General features: G+C 71.0%; 15 protein-coding genes. 10 read left to right on the top strand and 5 right to left on the bottom strand.

What is annotated here, in order from left to right:
* The first annotated feature begins 14 nt into the window (after positions 1-14).
* Genes IT072_RS14600 through IT072_RS14590 form a run of 3 tightly spaced genes read left to right on the top strand, consistent with a single transcriptional unit; the run spans position 15 to position 5,203 of the window.
* Positions 15-1,316 (top strand): NtaA/DmoA family FMN-dependent monooxygenase, encoded by a 1,302-nt coding sequence (locus IT072_RS14600; protein ID WP_223357585.1) that lies wholly within the window; start codon positions 15-17, stop codon positions 1,314-1,316.
* A complete protein-coding gene (locus IT072_RS14595; RefSeq protein WP_223357584.1) occupies positions 1,316-2,785 on the top strand; it encodes an aromatic amino acid ammonia-lyase in 1,470 nt (489 codons plus the stop codon). The genes IT072_RS14600 and IT072_RS14595 overlap by 1 nt, the downstream gene beginning before the upstream one ends.
* A 45-nt stretch (positions 2,786-2,830) precedes the next feature.
* Positions 2,831-5,203, top strand: coding sequence for a cell wall-binding repeat-containing protein (locus IT072_RS14590; RefSeq protein ID WP_223357583.1), 2,373 nt, complete (start codon positions 2,831-2,833; stop codon positions 5,201-5,203).
* On the opposite strand, the gene IT072_RS14585 is transcribed toward IT072_RS14590, so the two are convergent.
* On the bottom strand, positions 5,190-5,726 hold the full coding sequence (locus IT072_RS14585) for a GNAT family N-acetyltransferase (RefSeq protein WP_223357582.1): 537 nt from the start codon (positions 5,724-5,726) through the stop codon (positions 5,190-5,192). The genes IT072_RS14590 and IT072_RS14585 overlap by 14 nt on opposite strands.
* Before the next feature lie 144 nt (positions 5,727-5,870).
* Between IT072_RS14585 and IT072_RS14580 the strand changes: the two genes are divergently transcribed.
* The 5 genes from IT072_RS14580 to IT072_RS14560 all read left to right on the top strand — a co-directional run bounded on the left by IT072_RS14580 (position 5,871) and on the right by IT072_RS14560 (position 9,875).
* Entirely contained in the window at positions 5,871-6,116 is a 246-nt protein-coding gene (locus IT072_RS14580) for a hypothetical protein (protein ID WP_223357581.1), read from the top strand.
* A gap of 219 nt (positions 6,117-6,335) precedes the next feature.
* Positions 6,336-7,244 carry an ABC transporter substrate-binding protein gene (locus tag IT072_RS14575; RefSeq protein ID WP_223357580.1) on the top strand — a complete coding sequence of 303 codons (909 nt, stop codon included), beginning with the start codon at positions 6,336-6,338 and terminating at the stop codon, positions 7,242-7,244.
* A 4-nt stretch (positions 7,245-7,248) separates the two neighbouring features.
* The gene (locus tag IT072_RS14570) at positions 7,249-8,235 is read left to right on the top strand and encodes an amino acid ABC transporter permease (protein WP_223357579.1); all 987 of its coding nucleotides are present in this window, start codon (positions 7,249-7,251) and stop codon (positions 8,233-8,235) included.
* Positions 8,232-9,020, top strand: coding sequence for an amino acid ABC transporter ATP-binding protein (locus IT072_RS14565; protein WP_308443809.1), 789 nt, complete (start codon positions 8,232-8,234; stop codon positions 9,018-9,020). Before IT072_RS14570 ends, IT072_RS14565 begins: the two co-directional genes overlap by 4 nt.
* A 72-nt stretch (positions 9,021-9,092) precedes the next feature.
* Complete coding sequence (locus tag IT072_RS14560) at positions 9,093-9,875, top strand: SDR family oxidoreductase (RefSeq protein ID WP_223357578.1); 783 nt, start codon at positions 9,093-9,095, stop codon at positions 9,873-9,875.
* A 64-nt stretch (positions 9,876-9,939) separates the two neighbouring features.
* Here IT072_RS14560 and hrpA read toward each other — a convergent pair whose 3' ends face one another.
* On the bottom strand, positions 9,940-13,794 hold the full coding sequence (gene hrpA, locus IT072_RS14555; protein WP_223357577.1) for an ATP-dependent RNA helicase HrpA: 3,855 nt from the start codon (positions 13,792-13,794) through the stop codon (positions 9,940-9,942).
* Between the two features lie 151 nt (positions 13,795-13,945).
* Between hrpA and IT072_RS14550 the strand changes: the two genes are divergently transcribed.
* Complete coding sequence (locus IT072_RS14550; RefSeq protein WP_223357576.1) at positions 13,946-15,508, top strand: long-chain-fatty-acid--CoA ligase; 1,563 nt, start codon at positions 13,946-13,948, stop codon at positions 15,506-15,508.
* Between the two features lie 102 nt (positions 15,509-15,610).
* On the opposite strand, the gene IT072_RS14545 is transcribed toward IT072_RS14550, so the two are convergent.
* Positions 15,611-16,027 (bottom strand): hypothetical protein, encoded by a 417-nt coding sequence (locus IT072_RS14545; RefSeq protein ID WP_223357575.1) that lies wholly within the window; start codon positions 16,025-16,027, stop codon positions 15,611-15,613.
* Positions 16,028-16,063: 36 nt separating this feature from the next.
* Positions 16,064-16,897, bottom strand: a complete 834-nt coding sequence (locus tag IT072_RS14540) for an aldo/keto reductase (protein ID WP_223357574.1) — start codon at positions 16,895-16,897, stop codon at positions 16,064-16,066.
* A 54-nt stretch (positions 16,898-16,951) separates the two neighbouring features.
* On the opposite strand from IT072_RS14540, the gene IT072_RS14535 reads away from it, so the two are divergent.
* A complete protein-coding gene (locus tag IT072_RS14535) occupies positions 16,952-18,838 on the top strand; it encodes a thioredoxin domain-containing protein (RefSeq protein ID WP_223357573.1) in 1,887 nt (628 codons plus the stop codon).
* 124 nt (positions 18,839-18,962) lie between these two features.
* Here the strand turns inward: IT072_RS14535 and IT072_RS14530 are convergent, their stop codons facing one another.
* Entirely contained in the window at positions 18,963-19,298 is a 336-nt protein-coding gene (locus tag IT072_RS14530; RefSeq protein WP_223357572.1) for a hypothetical protein, read from the bottom strand.
* Position 19,299 lies beyond the last annotated feature (1 nt).

The raw sequence follows: 19,299 nt of genomic DNA, 5'->3' as shown, positions 1-19,299 counted from the left end.
ACGGAAAGACACTCATGGCACTCCTCCACTTCGGTTGGTTCCTCGGCGCAGGCTTCGGCGTGCAGGGCTGGGGCGATCCGACGTACGGCATCGGCTACGACTGGCGTCAGCCTCCCATCTATCAGGACGCGGCCCGCACCTTCGAGGCGAGCGGGCTCGATCTGTTCATCATCGAAGACGGTGTCGCGGTCCCCGACACGTACGGCGGCAGTGCCGAGGTCAACCTCTCCGCCGCGCGCTTCGTGCCCAAGCACGACCCGCTGCCGCTCGTGCCGTACCTCCTGGGGGCCACCAGCCGACTCGGGATCGTGCCGACGCTGAGCGCCAGCTTCTACGAGCCCTTCACGGCCGCTCGGCTGCTCAGCACGCTCCAGCACTTCGCCGGTGGTCGTCTCGGCTTCAACGTGGTGACCAGCGGCTCCGATCTGGCAGCCCAGAACTACGGGCTCGACAAGCAGGTCGAGCACGACCTGCGGTACGACCGCGCCGACGAGTGGGTGGAGGTCGTCCGCAAGCTCTGGCGCAGCTGGGAACCCGACGCGATCGTCGAAGACGCCGCGAACGGCGTCTTCGCCGACTTCCGCAAGGTGCACACGATCGACCACGAGGGGAGATTCTTCCGCGTGCGTGGCCCGCTCAACACGGCGCCCGCGGCGGAGGAGCCCGTGATGGTGCAGGCCGGCGCGTCCGGCCGTGGACGCGACTTCGCGGGCAAGAACTCGGATGTCGTGCTCGCACTCGCCTCGACGGCCGAGCGGATGCGAGAGTATCGCGACGGCATCCGTGCCGTGGCGGCGGAGAACGGCCGGGACGCCGACGCCATCAAGGTCCTCTTCGTCGTGCAGCCGATCGTCACCGCGAATGCGGCCGAGACGGCGAGCGTGCGCGCCGCGCGGGCCGAGCTCACCCAGGCGGCGATCGACGAGCAGCTGCAGTCCATCTCCTATCTGACGGGCGTCGACTTCAAGGCCTTCGACCTGGACGCCCCCCTTCCCGAGCTCAGCACCAACAGCAACCGCGGCACCCTCGACAACTTCGTGCGCTCCGCGCCCGCGGGTTCGACCCTGCGCGAGATCCTGCAGACGCGCGCCACGAAGGACGGTCTGGCGATCGTCGGGACGGCGGACGAGATCGCCGACCATCTCGGTGAGCTGGGCGGGGCGGTCGGCGGCGACGGCTTCCTGTTCACCGGCCAGGTGCATCCCGCGAACGTGCATCGCACGCTCGATCCGCTCGTCCCGGCGCTGCGGAGACGCGGCCTGTTGCGCAGCGAGCTCGGCGATGGCGGCCTGCGCCGCAACCTGCTGGACTTCTGATGACGGCGGGCGCGCCGGTCGTGCTCGGGGGTGCGCCTCCGCGTCCGGAGGACATCGCGGCGATCGCGGACGGCGCGAGGGTCGAGCTCGGCCCGGAGGCGCGCGCCGCCCTCGAGGCCGCGCGCGCGGTCGTCGAGCGCGCCATCGCCTCCGGCGAGGCCGTGTACGGGCTCAACCGCCGCCTCGGGGCGGGGCGGGACGAGGCCATCGACCCGAACGAGTTCGCCGCCTTCCAGCGGAGGACGATCGCCAACCACCGCGGCGGCGTGGGCGATCCGCTGTCGCACGGGGAGGCGCGGGCCGTCGTCGCCGCCCGACTGGCGGGCTTCACGCGGGGCGGAGCGGGTGTGCGCCCGGTGCTCGCGCAGGCGTACGCCGACCTCCTGAACGCGGGAGTGGTGCCCCTGATCCCGTCGCGCGGATCGGTGGGGGCCGCCGACCTGACGGCGCTGGCGGAGGTCGCGGCCGTCGTGACCGGCGACGGGACCGTGCTCGACGGTTCCGTCGGGGGAACGCCGGCCGGTGCGGCGCTGGCCGCCGTCGGCCTCGAACCGCTGGCCCTCGCACCGCACGAGGCCCTCGCGGCGCTCAGCTCCAACGCCTTCAGCATCGGCGTCGGCGCCCTCGCGCTGCGGGAGGCGGAGGCGCTCGTGGAGATGGCGGACCGTGCTGTCGCCCTCTCCCTCGAGGCCGTCGCGGCCGCGGGTCCGGGCGGCAACCCGAGCCCGTACAGCGCCGTCGTCGCCGACGCGCGCGGCGGGCGCGGCCAGCAGGCCTCGGCGGCGAGCATCCGCGACGCTCTCGCCGGCAGCGTCCTCCACGACCCCGCACGTGTGGTCACCGTGCAGGATCCGCTCGTCTTCCGCAGCGCGCCGCAGCTGCACGGGGCACTGCGTGAGGCCGTCGATCGCGTCCGCGCGGAGCTGGAGGTCGAACTGGCCGGGCGCAGCGAGAATCCGGTCGTCGACGTCGCGACAGGTCTCCTGGTGTCCGGCGGCAACTTCCAGGCCCTCCCGCTCGCCCTCGCCTTCGAGGGGCTTCGGCTCGCCCTCGCGCATGTCGCCGCCGCGTCCGAGCGGCGGACGGCGGCGCACTCGCTCGCGCTCGCGACGGCCCGTGCGGAGGGCCGGACCCGCGTTCCCGGTCTGCTGCTCTATTCCGCCGCCTCCGACGCGGCCGAGCTGAAGCAGCTCGCGGCCCCGGCCACTCTCGGCAGCACCACTCTCTCCGGTGTCGAGGACCACGCCTCTCTGGCGCCGCTGGCCGTGCGACTCGCGCAGCGCTCGCTCGCGTTGGCGGCCGACGTGTTCGCCGCGGAGGCCCTGCACGCCGCGGAACTGCTGCACGCGAACGGCGTGCTCCCGACCGGCGCAGGGACGGGACCACTCGCGCACCGCCTCGACGATCTGGTCGCGACGGGAGCCCCGGCCCGCATTCTGGTGGAAGACGCGGCGCGCCTGCTCCGATAGTTTCGTCCGTGGGGCTCGCGCCGGCGGGCGGGAGAAGGACGATCCATGCATCGTGTCGTGCTGACAGGTCTCGCGGTGGGCCTCGCCATCGGACTGCTCACGGGCTGCGTCGCGGCGTCCGAGGCACCGGCTCCGCACGAGGCGCGGGGCCTCGCGTCCGCGGGGCCGGCGATCGATGCGCCGGCGCCGCCCGAGAACCCCACGCCGATCGAGGTCCCGGTCCCGACGCCTGGTCCTCCGGCGGGGGAGGACGGGGGTGTGACAGGTGGGGGCGACGTCGGCGGCCTCCCTCAGGGCCTGGAGGCCGCGGTGCGCCGCGATCTCGGTCTCACCCCGGAGCAGTATCTCGCCGACGCCGCTGCGGCCGGCCGGGCATCCGACATCGTCCCCGAGCTCGAGAAGGGCGGCATCCGCGCCGATCAGGTCTGGATGGACGGCTCGACGATCACCGTGCAGGCCACGACGGCCGCCCAGCGCACCCTCGTGGCCTCCCTCGGCGCGACCCCGACGACCGACGCGCCCCCCGCCGCACCGGCGCCGGTGGCGCCGACGACGGCGTACGACGACCTGGACGACGGCCTCGGATGGTATCTGCGGACGGGAGGGTCGACGATCTCGATCTGCTCCACCGGCTTCAACGGGTACGCGGCGGGTGGCGCGCCGACCATGGCCACCGCCGGCCACTGCCTGCGCGGGAACACCCCGGTGCCGAGCGATCCGGTCGTGGCCTCCCGCTACCTGCAGAGCGCGCCGAACCAGCAGGGCACGGCCGGCCCCATCATCGGGACGCTCGCCTCGAACACCTTCATGTTCGGCGGCGGCGACGACTCGGGCCTCATCCCGGTGACCGGCGCGAACCTCACGCCCCGCGGCCGGGTCTCGACCTGGAACGGCTCGACGCTCCCGGTCCGCGGGCTGAAGAATGCGACCGTCGGCGCCCCGATCTGCAAGTCGGGGCGCACGACGGGCTGGACCTGCGGCGTCGTGACGCGGGTCAACTTCGACCAGAAGATCCTGGGCGACGGCGGAGCGATCGTCTCGGTGAACTCCGTCTCGACCACGATGTGCATGTGGCATGGCGACAGCGGCGGGCCCGCCATGATCGGCTCCTTCGCCGTCGGCATCAACTCCTCCGGCAACTGGTCGACCCCGGGCTGCACCAACGCCGGGGGCTACTCGGCGATCTACCCGCTCGGCGGCGACGCGAACAGCGTGACCCAGAAGCAGGCGGGCTGGCAGCTGCAGGTGACGCTCGACACGCCGGTGATCGCGTCCACGGAGGGAGGGGCTGCTCCCACGGTGTCAGGCACGGTGCCGAACGCCACGACGGGCACGTCCGTCTCGCTGTACCTCGACGGCTCCTCGACCGCGTCCGCGACGACCGGGGTCTCGGCCACCGGCGCCTGGTCGTTCGCGCCCACCGGGTTGAGCACCGGCGTCCACACCGTCTCGGTGACCGCGACGTACGGCTCCTACAACCGGTCGAGTCCGTCCCCGACGGCGTACCTCCCCGTCGGGATCACGTCCTCGCGCGTCTTCGGCTCCGATCGTGCGGACACGTCCGTCCAGGTGTCGCAGAAGGCGTTCCCGGCGGGCGCCAGGACCGTGTACCTCGCCAACGGCTGGAACTTTCCCGACGCGCTCGTGGCCACCGCCGCCGCGGCGAAACAGGGAGGCCCCGTCCTGCTGGCGCCGACGACGGGCATCTCCGCGGCGGTCAGAGCGGAGATCCAGCGCCTCGCCCCGGATCGCATCGTCGTCGTGGGCGGGCCGGTCTCCCTCTCGGCCGAGCTCGAAAGCAGTCTCGCCGGGCTCGCCCCGGCCATCGACCGCATCGCCGGAGGCGACAGGTTCGACACCGCGCGCAGGATCGTCACCGACGCCTTCGGCGGAACTTCGGTGGCCACCCTCTACGTCGCCAGCGGAGTCGGCTTCCCCGACTCGCTCTCTGCGTCGGCCGCCGCCGGTGCGACCGGCGCCCCGGTGTTGACGGTGCTCGGCGGGGCCGCCGCGCTCGATGCGGCCACGGTGAGCACGATCACCGCACTGCATCCCGCGAGGATCACGGTGGTCGGGGGCGTCTCGGCGGTGTCGGCGGGGATCGCCGCGCAGCTGGGGACCCTCGCACCGACCACCCGTATCGGCGGCGACGACCGGTTCAGCACCTCGCAATTGGTCGCGCGGTCCGTGTATCCCTCGGCTCAGACGGTGTATCTCGCCTCGGGCGTCGCCTTCCCCGACGCGCTCACCGGCTCCGGGCTCGCCGCGGTGGCCGCGCAGCCCCTACTGCTCACGATGGGCGGCTGCGTGCCGGCGACCGTGCCGTCGTCGATGGCGGGGTGGGGAGCGACGGCGGTGACGCTGATCGGTGGTCCGAACGCGCTCGCGCCCGAGGTGGCGGCTCTCAGATCGTGCTGACGTCCTTGCGGAATCCCAGGTAGGAGACCGCCTCCCAGTCTCCCTCGAGGTCGAACAGCGGCTCGTAGCCGAGCGACAGGTAGAGTGCGACGGCTTCGGGCTGGCGGGCGCCGGTGGTGAGGACGAGGGTGCGGACGCCGCGCCGGCCCGCTTCGGCCTCCAGCTCGGCCATCACGCGCCGGGCCAGCCCCTGCCTGCGGCGGGAGGAGTGGGTCCAGACGCGCTTGATCTCGACGGTGTCGTCGTCCTCCCGCATGAACGCGCCTCCCGCGACGGGCTCCCCGTCGGCGTCGAGCAGCAGCAGGAACGTCCCGCCTTGCTCCGCCGTGAACAGCTCGGCCGGGTAGCGGGAGAGCTCGACCGACGAGGGGATGCCGTCGTTGAGGCCGTAGCGCTCGTCGTACTCGCGCGACAACTCGTCGACCAGTGGGGCGGCGAGTGGGTCGTCTGCGCGCGTGACGACCACGCGGACGGTCTCGGACAGAGGGCGCGCCGACGCGCCGTCGGATCTCGGTTCGGTCACGCCTCGACCCTACGACAGCGTCCCGACACGCGCGGGCTCCGCGTCTTGAACGTTACGAAGATCGGGCATTGTTGGCCCCATCCCTCTCTGATAGACAGGATGTGTCGCCGGGGGTCGGCGATGAATCACCTTTGAGGGGGATCGATGAAGAAAACGCTCAAGATGTCCGTTGCTAGCGCTGTCGTTGGCAGCGCGATCGCGCTCGGGGCCGCGCTTCCGGCGCAAGCCGCGACCGAACACTACTCGCCGTACTATCCGACTGCTGCCGCGTGTGGCACGGCGATGGCAAGCCAGCAGCGAGCGGGACGACCCGTCAACGGCTGCTACTCCATCGTGATCCCCGGCGCGGGTGTGTGGGTGCCGCAGTACTACTTCATCTACTACACCTGATCGCTCACGGTTGGCGGTTCGATGCGCAGGAGGCCAGCCTCCTGCGCATCGTTCGCTCTTGCAACGAATCCACGCAAGGAAACGCGAAATGTGTTCGAAACCTGCAGGAAAAGCAGCGTTTCACGCGCAAATTAGTGTGATGGATGCGCCCGAGTGCTGGGGTATGCTCCCCATACCTCCTGCACCCCTCTGCACACAGGAAGAAGGACCATCACCATCATGCGTATCCGATCCGTGGCCCCGGTGGCCGCACTCGCCGCAGTGGCCGCCCTGGCGCTCACCGGCTGTGTCGACAACTCCACCCCGTCCAGCAGCGGCACCTCGACGTCGAGCGCCGCGGCGATCGACGTCAAGAAGGACGACGCCCTCGCGGCGTCGCTGCCCGAGAAGATCAAGTCGGCCGGCAAGCTCGTCGTCGGCATGGACAACACGTACCCACCGAACGAGTACAAGGACGACGCCGGACAGCCGGTCGGCTGGGAGGTCGACCTGACCAACGCCATCGCGTCCAAGCTCGGCGTGAAGGTCGAGTTCGCGATCGCGAAGTTCGACAACATCATCCCGTCGGTCGCGGGCGGCAAGGACGACTTCGGCATGTCGTCGTTCACCGACACCACCGAGCGTGAGCAGCAGGTCGACTTCGTCAACTACTACACGGCCGGAATCTCGTGGGCCTCGGCTAAGGGCAAGACGGTCGACCCCGACAACGCCTGCGGACTCAAGGTCGCCGTCCAGTCGACGACTGTCGAGGACACGGAGGAGGTGCCCGCGAAGTCGAAGGCGTGCACGGACGCAGGCAAGGACGCGATTCAGATCCTCCGCTACGACACGCAGGACGATGCGACCAACGCGGTCATCCTCGGCAAGGCGGACGCGCTCAGTGCAGACTCTCCGGTGACTGCCTACGCGATTTCGAAGACGGACGGCAAGCTGCAGGCCGCGGGCAAGGCGTTCGAGGTCGCCCCGTACGGTCTCCCGGTCGCCAAGGGTTCCGCGCTGACGCCGGTGCTGCAGAAGACGGTGCAGGCGCTCATCGACGACGGCACCTACGGCAAGATCCTGGACAAGTGGGGCGTCTCCGACGGGGCCGTCACGACCGCCGAGGTCAACGCCGCCTCGAAGGGCTGACCGAATGTCCCAGGGCACTCCTGGCCGACCGGCGGCGGGGACGACCCCGCCGCCGGCCGGCGCCCCGGCCTCCGAGCCGATCAAGGCCGTCAAGCTCAAGCACCCGTGGCGGATCGTCTTCGCCGTCGTGCTCATCCTCGTACTCGTCTGGTTCCTCGTCGATGCGGCGCAGCGCAGCGCCTACGGCTGGGAGTACGTCGGCAAGTACGTCTTCGACAAGCGCATCAGCGCCGCTGCGCTGGTCACCCTCCAGCTGACCGTCTACTCGATGGTCATCGGCGTCATCCTGGGCCTGGTGCTCGCGGTGATGCGCCTCTCCCCGAACCCGGTCGTGAAGTCGATCGCCTGGCTGTACCTGTGGATCTTCCGCGGGACGCCGGTGTACGTGCAGCTCGTCTTCTGGGGCCTGTTCTCGCTCATCTACCCGCAGCTGGTGCTGGGGGTGCCGTGGACCGAGTTCCACGTCACCTTCGACCTCGGGTTCATGCAGAACGCGTTCATCATCGCCGTCATCGGCCTCGCGCTGAACGAGGCCGCGTACATGGCGGAGATCGTGCGCGCGGGCCTGCTCTCGGTCGACGAGGGCCAGGAGGAGGCGGCGACCGCGCTCGGCATGTCGTGGTGGCAGACGATGACCCGCATCGTCATCCCGCAGGCGATGCGCGTGATCATCCCGCCGACCGGCAACGAGGTGATCTCGATGCTGAAGACCACGTCGCTGGTGGCGGCCATCCCGCTGACCACGGACCTGTACGGCGTGGCCCGTGACATCTCCGCGGTGACATACACCCCGGTGCCGCTGCTGATCGTCGCGTCGCTGTGGTACCTGCTGTTCACGTCCATCCTGATGATCGGGCAGTACTTCCTCGAGAAGCGCTTCTCGCGGGGCGTCAACGCCCGCCGCCCGGAGAACCGGGAGCCGGCGCTCGCCACGGGCGCCCTGCCGGCCTCGGGAGCACCGGACGGCAACGACCTCGGAGGCAAGGGATGACCGACATCAACGCAGCCACGTCCGCGACGCCCATGGTCCTCGCCGAGGGCGTCTCGAAGAGCTTCGGCTCCAACGAGGTGCTCAAGAGCATCTCGCTCTCGGTCAAGCCGGGGGAGGTGCTCTGCATCATCGGACCCTCCGGCTCGGGCAAGTCCACCTTCCTGCGCTGCATCAACCACCTCGAGCGGGTGGACGCGGGCCGGCTGTCGGTCGACGGGCAGGTGGTCGGCTACCGCCAGCACGGCGACAAGCTCTTCGAGCTCAAGCCGAAGGAGGCCGCGAAGCAGCGTCGGGAGATCGGGATGGTGTTCCAGCGCTTCAACCTGTTCCCCCACATGACCGCGCTCGAGAACATCATCGAGGCGCCCATCCGCGTCAAAGGACTGCCCAAGGCGCGGGCCGTGGAGCGGGCGAAGGAGCTGCTGGCGCGCGTCGGCCTGAGCGACAAGGGCGACCACTACCCGTCGCAGCTGTCGGGCGGTCAGCAGCAGCGCGTGGCCATCGCTCGCGCCCTGGCGATGGACCCGAAGCTGATGCTCTTCGACGAGCCCACCTCGGCGCTCGACCCCGAGCTCGTCGGCGAGGTGCTCGACGTGATGAAGGGGCTGGCGCAGTCGGGCATGACGATGGTCGTCGTCACCCACGAGATGGGCTTCGCGCGCGAGGTCGCGGACGAGCTGGTCTTCATGGACGGCGGCGTGGTCGTCGAGTCGGGCGACCCGCGGGAGGTGCTCGCGAATCCGCAGCACCAGCGCACGCAGACGTTCCTCTCGAAGGTGCTCTGACGCATCGTCCCCGGCCCCGCCCGCCGTCTTCACGATTCGCGGGCGGGGCTCGCGGGCCGCTAGCATCGCGGGATGAGCGATGAGGCGGGGGAGCGCGGGCGCCGGTCCGTCGTGCTGATCACCGGTGTGGGGCGGGCGCGGAGCATCGGAGCCGCCATCGCCCTCGACCTGGCCGTGGCGCACGATGTCGCGTTCTCGTACTGGGACGGGTACGACGCGACCATGCCGTTCGGGAGCGAGCCGGAGTTCCACGCCGAGCTCGCGGAGCGGATGCGGGCCCTCGGCGCGCGCGTGCTGCCTCTGGAGGCCGACCTGGCCGATCCGGCCACACCGGCCGCCCTGATCGCGCGGGTGCGGGACGGACTCGGCCCGGTGCGCGCGCTCGTGCTGAGCCACGCGCACTCGGTGGACAGCGGCATCCTGGACACCTCCGTCGCAGCCTTCGACGCCCACTTCGCCGTCAACACCCGCGCGAGCTGGCTGCTCATCAAGGCGTTCGCCGAGAAATACGCGGGCCCGCACGGGTGGGGGCGGATCGTGGCGCTCACCAGCGACCACACCGCCCACAACCTCCCGTACGGGGCGAGCAAGGGCGCTCTCGACCGCATCGTGCAGGCGGCGGCCGTCGAGCTGGCGCCGCAGGGCATCACGGCGAACCTCGTCAATCCGGGCCCGATCGACACCGGCTGGATGACCCCCGAGCTCGCCGCCGACCTCGCGGCCGAGACCGCTCTCGGCCGCCTCGGCACCCCGCACGACACCGCCGACCTCGTGGCCTTCCTGCTCTCGGCCGCCGGCGGCTGGATCAACGGCCAGCTCCTCCACTCCAACGGAGGCTTCCACCTCCCTGTATAAGCCTCGAGACGGCCCGAAATGGGGTCGGATCCACCCAGGCGGCCGATTGTGGGCCGCCTCGGGACTAGCCGGCGAGGACTTTGCGGATGCGCTGGAGGGAGACGGACTCGGCGGTCCCGAGGGACTGGGCGAACAGCGAGACGCGGAACTCCTCGAGCATCCAGCGCGCGTGCACGAGGTGGGGCGGGCTGTGCGGGGCGAGCGGGATGCGCCCGCCGGCGTCCGTGTACAGCGCCACCGCGGTCTCCACCTGGGTCTGCCACGCACGGTCGCGGCCCGGATTCACCGGGAGCGCCTGGATGCGCTGGCTGATGCCGGCGAGGTAGCGAGGCAGGTGCCGCAGCTGCTCCAGCCCGGTCGCCGAGACGAAGCCGGGATAGACCAGGCCGGCCAGCTGCGCCTTCGCGTCATTGAGGGAGGCGAGGAACACGAGCGACGTGGCGCCGCCGATCGTCTTCTCCGCCGCCCGCGCCGCGGTGAGGATGCGCGTGACCAGCGCGACGGTCTCGAACATCGCGTCCATCACGATGCCCGAGACGCGGTCGCGCACGGCCTCGAACTCGGCGCGCATGAAGACCTGGCCGTCCGGCTTCATCCGGTAGAGCACCGAGTCGATGACCGCGAGCAGGCAGTCGTCGAAGAGCGCCTTCGTATTCGGGTAGGGGCTCGCGGCGAGCGTCAGCTTCTCGTTCGCGGTGAGGTGCTGCTGCACGTACGCGACGGGCGAGGGGATGCTCGCGAGCAGCAGCCGCCGCACGCCGCCGGGCATGGCTCTCGCCTGATCGGCCGGGGTGCTCATCAGCCGGATGGACACGCTCTGACCGTCGTCCACGAGCGCGGGGTAGGCGCGGATGGTGTTGGACGAGCCCCCGGGGCCTTCGTGCGTGCTGTCGAGGAAGCGCGGGAGCTCGTCGAGGTCCCAGGTCGTGAGCCCGGTGCGCTCGATCGCGTCCGGCGTGCGGGCCTCGGCCACCCGCGCCACCGAGTCCCGGGCGCGCGACCGCAGACGCTCCTGCAGTGCACCGAGGTCTTTGCCGCTCGCCAGCGGGCGGCCGCGCTCTCCGATCACCTGGAACGTCGGCCGCAGGTGCGCCGGGAGCCGCTCGGTGTCGAAGTCCGTCCCGCTGACCCGCGAGCCGGTGAGGCGTGAGATCGTCGCCGCGAGGGTGTCGGTGAGGGAGGCCGCGGGGCGCTCGCCCTCGTGGGCGCGCATCCCCGTCGTCGTCGAGAGCTCGCCGAGCAAGCGCTGCGCCCAGTCGGCCGCGGGCACCACCTGCCGGCGGATCGCCTTCGGCAGCGACTTGATGAGCGCCGTGACCAGCTCGTGTCGGAGGCCGGGGACCTGCCAGTCGAAGCCGTCGGGCAGCAGACCGGCGAGCAGCGGCAGGGGCACCTGCACGGTCACCCCGTCGTCCTCGGCGCCCGGCTCGAACCGGTAGCGCAGAGTGAGGCGCTGGTCGCCCTGACGCCACACCGGCGGGAAGGCCTCCTCGTCGACCTCGGCCGCATCCTCGTCCAGGAGCGACTCCGGGGTCATGGTGAGCAGGTCGGGGGTCTCGTTCCTCGCCTTCTTCCACCAGCCCTCGAAGGTGCGCGTGGAGACGACGTCGGCCGGGATGCGCTTGTCGTAGAACTCGAAGACCGTCTCGTCGTCGTTGAGGATGTCGCGCCGCCGGGTGCGCTCCTCCAGCTCGCGCAGCTCCGCGCGAAGCTTCCGGTTCGCCCGGTCGAACGCCTGGTGGGAGTCCCACTCGCCGTCGACGAGCGCGTGGCGGATGAACAGCTCCCGCGACAGCGGTGCGTCGATCCGGGAGTACTGGACGCGCCGGCGCGGGATGATCGGCACCCCGAACAGGGTGACCTTCTCGAACGCGACGACGGAGCCCTGGTTCTTCTCCCAGTGCGGCTCGCTGTACTGCCGCTTGCAGAGGTCGCCGGCGATCGGCTCGGCCCAGGCCGGATCGATGGCGGCGTTCATCCGGGCGAAGAGGCGGCTGGTCTCGACCAGCTCGGCGCTCATCAGCGCGTTCGGCTGCTTCTTGGCCAGGGTGGAGCCGGGGAAGATCACGAACCGGGCCTGGCGGGCGCCGAGGTACTCGGACTGCCGGGTGCGCGCCCCGCCCTTGTTGCCCGACTCGCGCTGATCCTTCAGCCCGATGTGCGAGAGCAGCCCGGCGAGCAGCGAGCGGTGGATGCCGTCCGGGTTCACCGAGGCCTCGCCGATCGTCAACCCGAGCGGCTTGGCGAGCTGGCGCAGCTGACGGTAGACGTCCTGCCACTCGCGCACCCGGAGGAAGTTGAGGTACTCGGCCTTGCAGAGCCGGCGGAACGCGCTCGACGACAGCTCCTTCTGCTGCTCCTCGAGGTAGTTCCAGAGGTTGAGCAGGGTGAGGAAGTCGCTCGTCGGGTCGGCGAAGCGGGCGTGCTTCTCGTCGGCGCTGCCGCGCTTCTCGACGGGTCGTTCGCGCGGGTCCTGGATGGTGAGCCCGGCGACGATCGCCATCACCTCGCGGGAGGTGCCGTGCCGCTTGGACTCGACGACCATCCGGGCGAAACGGGGATCGATCGGGAGCAGGGAGAGCGAACGCCCGACCTTCGTGAGCGCCGGGTCGCCGCCGCGCGCGGTGGTGATCGCGCCGAGCTCCGTCAGCAGGTCCAGGCCGTCCTTGATGCCGCGCGAGTCGGGAGGGGTGAGGAACGGGAAGGCCGCGATGTCGCCGAGCCCGAGCGAGATCATCTGCAGGATGACCGCCGCGAGGTTGGTGCGCAGGATCTCCGGCTCGGTGAACTCCGGCCGCTTCTCGAAGTCCTCCTGCGAGTACAGCCGGATCGCGATCCCGTCGCTGGTGCGGCCCGAGCGGCCGGAGCGCTGGTTGGCGCTGGCCTGCGAGACCGCCTCGATCGGGAGGCGCTGCACCTTGGCGCGCGTACTGTACCGACTGATGCGGGCGGTTCCGGCATCCACCACGTACTTGATCCCGGGCACGGTGAGGCTGGTCTCGGCGACATTGGTGGCGAGCACGACGCGGCGACGCACGCCCGGCGTCGACGACGGCTGGAACACCCGGTGCTGCTCGGCCGCCGAGAGCCGGCCGTAGAGGGGGAGCACCTCCGTGCCGGGGAGGGCGCGGCCGCGGATCGCGTCCGCCGCGTCCCGGATCTCGTTCTCGCCCGAGAGGAAGACCAGCACATCACCCGGTGCCTCGCGAGCCAGCTCGTCGAGGGCGTCGTTGATGCCCTGCAGATAGTCACGGTCGGCGCCGGGGACGGGATCCGGATCGTCCTCGTCCTCCATCGCCTCCGCGACCAGCGGCCGGTAGCGGATCTCGACCGGGAAGGTGCGTCCCGACACCTCGACGATCGGAGCGGGGGTGCCGTCGGCCGCGGCGAAGTGGGCGGCGAAGCTCTCCGGGTCGATGGTCGCCGAGGTGATGATCACCTTCAGGTCGGGGCGCTTCGGCAGCAGCTCGCGCAGGTAGCCGAGTAGGAAATCGATGTTGAGGCTGCGCTCGTGCGCCTCGTCGATGATGATGGTGTCGTACTTGCGCAGCAGCCGGTCGCGGTGGATCTCGTTGAGCAGGATGCCGTCGGTCATCAGCTTGATGCGGGTGTCGGCGGAGACCCGGTCCGTGAACCGCACCTGGTAGCCCACCAGCTCGCCGACCGACTGGCCGAGCTCCTCGGCGATGCGCTCGGCGATCGTACGCGCGGCGATCCGGCGCGGCTGGGTGTGGCCGATGGAGGTGCGTCCCAGCTCCAGGCAGATCTTCGGCAGCTGCGTCGTCTTGCCCGAGCCGGTCTCGCCGGCCACGATCACGACCTGGCTCTCGCGGATGGCGCGCGCGATGTCGTCCCGCTTCTGGCTGACCGGCAGCTCGGGCGGGAACGTGATGCGGGGGAGGGTGGAGGTCGCAGACATGAGCCCTCCAGTCTATCGCCGTGAGCGGCGGCGCGACGGGGCGAGGCGGCGGCGCTCACGGCGGCACAGCGGCACTTCGCAGCATCCTCGGCGGGTAGGTGCTGTAGGTTGCCCTCACCCGGCCCTTGTCAACGTCGATGAAGGAGACCCCATGAGCCACGGTTTCGCCACCATGTCCGTCGCGAGCATCCTCGCCGAGACGGCGCATCGCATGCCCGACAATGTCGCGCTGATCTTCCAGGGGCAGGAGATCCGCTACGCCGATCTCTGGGAGCAGACCACGCGGTACGCGGGAGCGCTGCGCGCCCGCGGGATCGGCCCGGGGGATCGGGTGGCGCTGATGATCCCGAACGTCCCCGACTTCCCGCGCGCCTATTACGGCGTGCTCGCGCTGGGCGCATCCGTGGTCCCGGTCCACGCGCTCCTCAAGGCGGAGGAGATCGACTATGTGCTGCGCGACTCGGGCGCCGCCCTGCTGATCTGCGCAGCGCCGCTGCTGGCTGAGGGTGCGAAGGGCGCCGCGCTGGCGGGCGTTCCGACCCTCTCGGTGCTGGTGCCCGACGACCTCGTCGAGCAGCTGCCGTTCCCGCGGCTGGAGGCGGAGGCAGCGGCCGCGGAGCCGATCGACACCTACCTCCCGCGCGACCCGTTCGACACGGCGACCATCCTCTACACCAGCGGCACGACCGGCAAGCCGAAGGGGGCGGAGGGCTGCCACTTCTCGCTCATCGAGCAGGTGAACGTGCTCCTGGCGGAGGCGCTGGACGTGCTGCCGACGGACTGCATCCTGGGCTGCCTCCCGCTGTTCCACACCTTCGGCCAGACCTGTGTGATGAACCTGGGCTTCCGTGCCGGAGCCGCCGTCGTCCTCGTGCCGAAGTTCGACCCTGCGACCGCCCTCGACCTGCTCAACGAGCACGCCTGCACGATCATGACCGGCGTGCCGACCATGTACATCGCCTTGCTGGAGGCCGCGAAGTCCAACCCGGAGCGACCGCCGCTGCGGTACGGGATGAGCGGCGGCGCGGCCATCCCCGTCGCGGTCATCGAGCGGATGAAGGAGGTCTACGGCATCGACGTCCACGAAGGGTACGGCCTGACCGAGACCTCCCCGGTCGCCTCGTTCAACCACCGCGGCCGTCCGACCCGCGTCGGCACCGTCGGTACGCCGATCTGGGGCGTCGACGTCGACATCGCCGACGCCGAGGTCGACGACCGCATCGAGCTGCTGCCCCGCGGCGAGCTCGGCGAGATCGTCGTGCGCGGCCACAACCTCATGAAGGGCTACCTCAACCTCCCGCAGGCCGACGCGGAGGCGGTCGTCGACGGCTGGTTCCGCACCGGCGACCTCGGCACCAAGAGCGAGGACGACTACATCACCATCGTCGACCGCAAGAAGGACATGATCGTCCGCAACGGCTACAACGTCTACCCGCGCGAGGTGGAGGAGGTCCTCTCGACCCATCCGGCCGTCGCACTGGTCGCCGTCTTCGGCGTCGCCCACGACACGCACGGCCAGGAGGTCATGGCCGCGGTGACGCTGATGCCCGGCGCCGAGACGACCGGCGACGACCTGATCGCCTTCTCGCAGGAGCACGTGGCGGCCTACAAGTTCCCGCGCCGCGTGGAGATCCTGGAGGCGCTGCCCCTCGGCCCGAGCGGCAAGGTGCTGAAGCGCGAGTTGGTGGCGCGGTTCGAGAGCGCCGCCGTGTGAGTCGGCGGCAGCGGAGGAGATCTCGCCCCATTCGCCCGGGAACTCCTCCGCTGCCCGGCACGGCACGTCGCGTCGGCCGGAATCTCCTCCGCTGGACCCGCCCTACGACGCGGTGTCCATCGTCCGCAGACGCACCGACGAGTGGAGGTAGAACGCCGCGAGCGCCGCGTAGCAGACGCACGCGACGGTGGGGATGAAGGAGCTCTCCGGACGGCTGGCCAGGGCCCCGACGCCCGAGACGAAGGCCGCCCCGGCCAGCCCGCCGCCGATCCAGAAACCGGCGGCGGGCTTGGCGGTCGCGCGCCACCAGGCGCGCGGGTCCTCGCGGTTCTCCTCGGCGCCGCGGAAGGTGCGGACGCCGAACGCCACGTAGAGGAGGTTGAGCACGGCCACGATGAGCACGTCGACCGTCTGATCGACGAGCTGCTGGAACACGAACACGTTGAGCGCCAGCAGCAGTCCGTAGCCGCCGATGACGTAGGCGATCTTGCCCGTCACCGTCGTGATCCTCAGCTTCACGTGGGAGAGCCTATCCGCCGTGGCCCCGGGATCCGGTCAGTTGACCTCGTTGGGGTGCGCGCTCACGCGGCCCTCCCGCTCGAGACCGGTGATGGCGGCCACCTCGGCGTCGGTCAGCTTGAAATCGAAGACGTCGAAGTTCTCGGCCATGCGCTCGCGGCGGTTCGACTTCGGGAACACGATGTTGCCGGTCTGCAGGTGCCAGCGGATGACGACCTGCGCGGGCGTCTTACCGTGGGCCTCGGCGGCGCCGGCGACCTCGGGCAGCTCGAAGAGCGGGTACTTTCCCTGCCCGAGCGGGCCCCACGCCTCGATCTCGATGCCGTGCTCGCGCGAGAAGGCGGTGACGGCGGGCTGCTGGTGGGCGGGGTGCAGCTCGATCTGGTTGACGGCCGGCACGACGTCCGTGTTCGCGAGCAGCTTCTCCAGGTGCGGCACGAGGAAGTTCGAGACGCCGATCGCCTTGGCGCGGCCGGAGGCGTAGATGGTCTCGAGCGACTTCCAGGCCTCGACGAAGGTGTCCTTCTCCGGGGTGGGCCAGTGGATGAGGTACAGGTCGACGTAGTCCAGCCCGAGCTTCTCGAGGGACTCGTCGAAGGCGGCCTGCGCGTCGGTCTGGCGGTCGTTCCAGAGCTTGGTGGTCACGAAGAGCTCGTCGCGGGCGATGCCGGAGGCGGCGAGAGCGTCGCCCACGCCCTTCTCGTTGCCGTAGATGGCGGCGGTGTCGATGTGGCGGTAGCCGACCTCGAGCGCGTCGGTGACGATCCGCGTCGTCTCGGCCGGGTCGACCTTGAAGACGCCGAAGCCCAGCTGCGGGATGGTGGTTCCGTTGTTGAGGGTCAGGGTCGGAGTATTTGCGTTTGCAACCATATCGACAACGCTACCAGCCGCCCCGACCGCGGTCACCGGTCGTAGGGTGTGGCCATGGCGAATCGACTGCGGGACGCGATCAGCCCCTACCTGCGTGCGCACGCGGACAATCCGGTCGACTGGTGGCCGTGGGGCCCGGAGGCCCTCGCGGAGGCGAGACGGCGGGATGTCCCGGTGCTCCTCTCCATCGGCTACGCCACCTGCCACTGGTGCCACGTGATGGCACGCGAGAGCTTCTCCGACCCCGCGCTCGCCGCCGAGCTCAACGCGCGGTTCGTCGCCATCAAGGTCGACCGGGAGGAGCATCCCGAGGTCGACGCCGCCTACCTCTCCGCCGCGAGCGCCTTCACGGAGAATCTCGGATGGCCGCTCACCGTCTTCGCGACGCCGACCGGCCGCGCGTTCTTCGCCGGCACCTACTTCCCGCCGATCCCGGTGGACGGACGGGCCTCGTTCCGCCTGGTGCTGGACGCGGTCGCGGACGCGTGGCAGCAGCGTCGCGCCCAGGTCGAGGCCGACGCGGGCCGGGTCGTCGCCGCGCTCGCCGCGGCCTCGGCGGCGGCCACCGCGGCCCATGATCTCCCGGACGGCCGAGAGCTGGACGCGGCCGTCGCGCTGCTGACCGAGGCGGAGGATGCCCGGTACGGCGGATTCGGCACGGCGCCGAAGTTCCCCGTGGCGCCCGTGCTCGGCTTCCTGCTCGAGCGGCCGGCGGGCCGTCCGCTCGCTCACCGCACGCTGCAGAGGATGGCGGACTCCCCGCTCCGCGACCGGGTCGACGGCGGCTTCTTCCGGTACGCGACGCGTCGCGACTGGGGCGAGCCCCACTACGAGCGGATGCTGTACGACAACGCCCTCCTGCTCGACGCCTACGCGACCGCGTGGTTGCAGACCGGCGAGCCCTGGGCGGAGCGCACCGCCGACGGGATCGCGGCCTTCCTGCTGGGAGTGCTCCGCCGCCCGGGCGGCGGTTTCGCGTCTGCTCAGGACTCGGAGAGCACCATCGACGGCGCCCGTGTCGAAGGCGAGTACTACCGCCGGTCCCCGGCGGAGCGGGGCTCGCTGGAGGCGCCGCCCGTCGACGCGAAGGTGCTCACCGGGTGGAACGGATTCGCCATCGGGGCGCTGGCCCGCGCGGCGCGCATCCTGAACCGTCCCGCCTGGATCGTCGCCGCGACGGAGGCTGCCTCGCTGCTGCTGGGGCGTCACCGTCGTGCCGACGGCACTCTGGTGCGCGTGTCGCTCGGCGAGCGGATCTCGGCGGCGGAGGCCACCCTGGAGGACTACGGGGCGTTGGCGGACGGGCTGCTCGAGCTGTCCCTCGCCTCCGGTGATCCGGCGTGGGCGGATGCTGCGCGCGATCTCGTCGACCTCTGCCTCGACGCCGGCGGGGCCGCGGGAGGCTCCTGTCCGTTCGAGGCACCCGGCGGCGGAGACCCGGTGCTGGCTGCCAGCGGCCTCGCCGTGCGGGTGGATCCGTCCGAGGGCGCGTATCCGTCCGGGCTGTCCTCGCTCGCCGGCGCGGCGCACACGCTCTTCCTCCTCACCGGCGAGCGCCGCTACGAGCGCGCCGCACGCGAGGGGATGCGGCTGGTCGCGGGCCAGGCCGTCCTCACCCCGAGCGGGTTCGGCGCCGCGCTCGGCCTGATGTCGCGCCTGGCCGCCGACGCGATCCAGCTCGTCGTGGTGCTGCCCGCGGGGGACGACCCGACCGCGCACCCCTCCGGACCGGCCGACCCGGCCGGGCTGCTGCGCGCGGTGCGGACGCATCCGGCACCGGTGGTCGCGATCGTCGGCGAGTCCGCGGCCGAGGCCTTCGCCGACGACGGCTTCGAGCTCTTCGCCGCCCGAACCGCCCACGGCGGCCTGCCCACCGCGTACCTCTGCCACGACTTCGTCTGCAGGCTCCCGGTCACCGACCCGGCTGCGCTCGCCGTCTGAGCCCTGCGGGCTCCCGCCACCGTGCGGCGATTCCGGAGGTCTCTCTGCACGGGCGCCCGAACTCCGGAGCAACGGCGAGCGCAGCGGCGTGTCGCGCGACGTCTCCGGAAACGCCGGCGGGGCGCTATGCGCGCTCGAGCTTGTCGAGCATGCCCCAGACGGCTTCGCTCAGCTCGGGATGCTCCAGGGCGATGCGGCGGAGCACGGTGTACTCGAAGCGCGTGAACACGTCGCGACCGGCGGCGGGATGATGCGCCCGCGACTGCTGCTCGCCGAGATCGAACGCTTCGATGGCACCGGCCCGGAGAGAGATGACGACCTGTTCATCGACGCTCGGGAGGTCGGGGATGAACTGCCAGGGATCCTCGCCCGCCCGGCAGCGGTGCTCGATGATCGCGGAGAGCTCGTCCTGCGCCTGCTGGCGCAGCACTTCGATACTTCGGGGAACGTATTCGGTCATG

This window comes from Leifsonia sp. ZF2019, assembly GCF_019924635.1.
Taxonomy (GTDB): domain Bacteria; phylum Actinomycetota; class Actinomycetes; order Actinomycetales; family Microbacteriaceae; genus Leifsonia.
The sequence above is the reverse complement of the archived record's forward strand: the minus strand, read 5'-3'. Positions and strand labels throughout refer to the sequence as shown.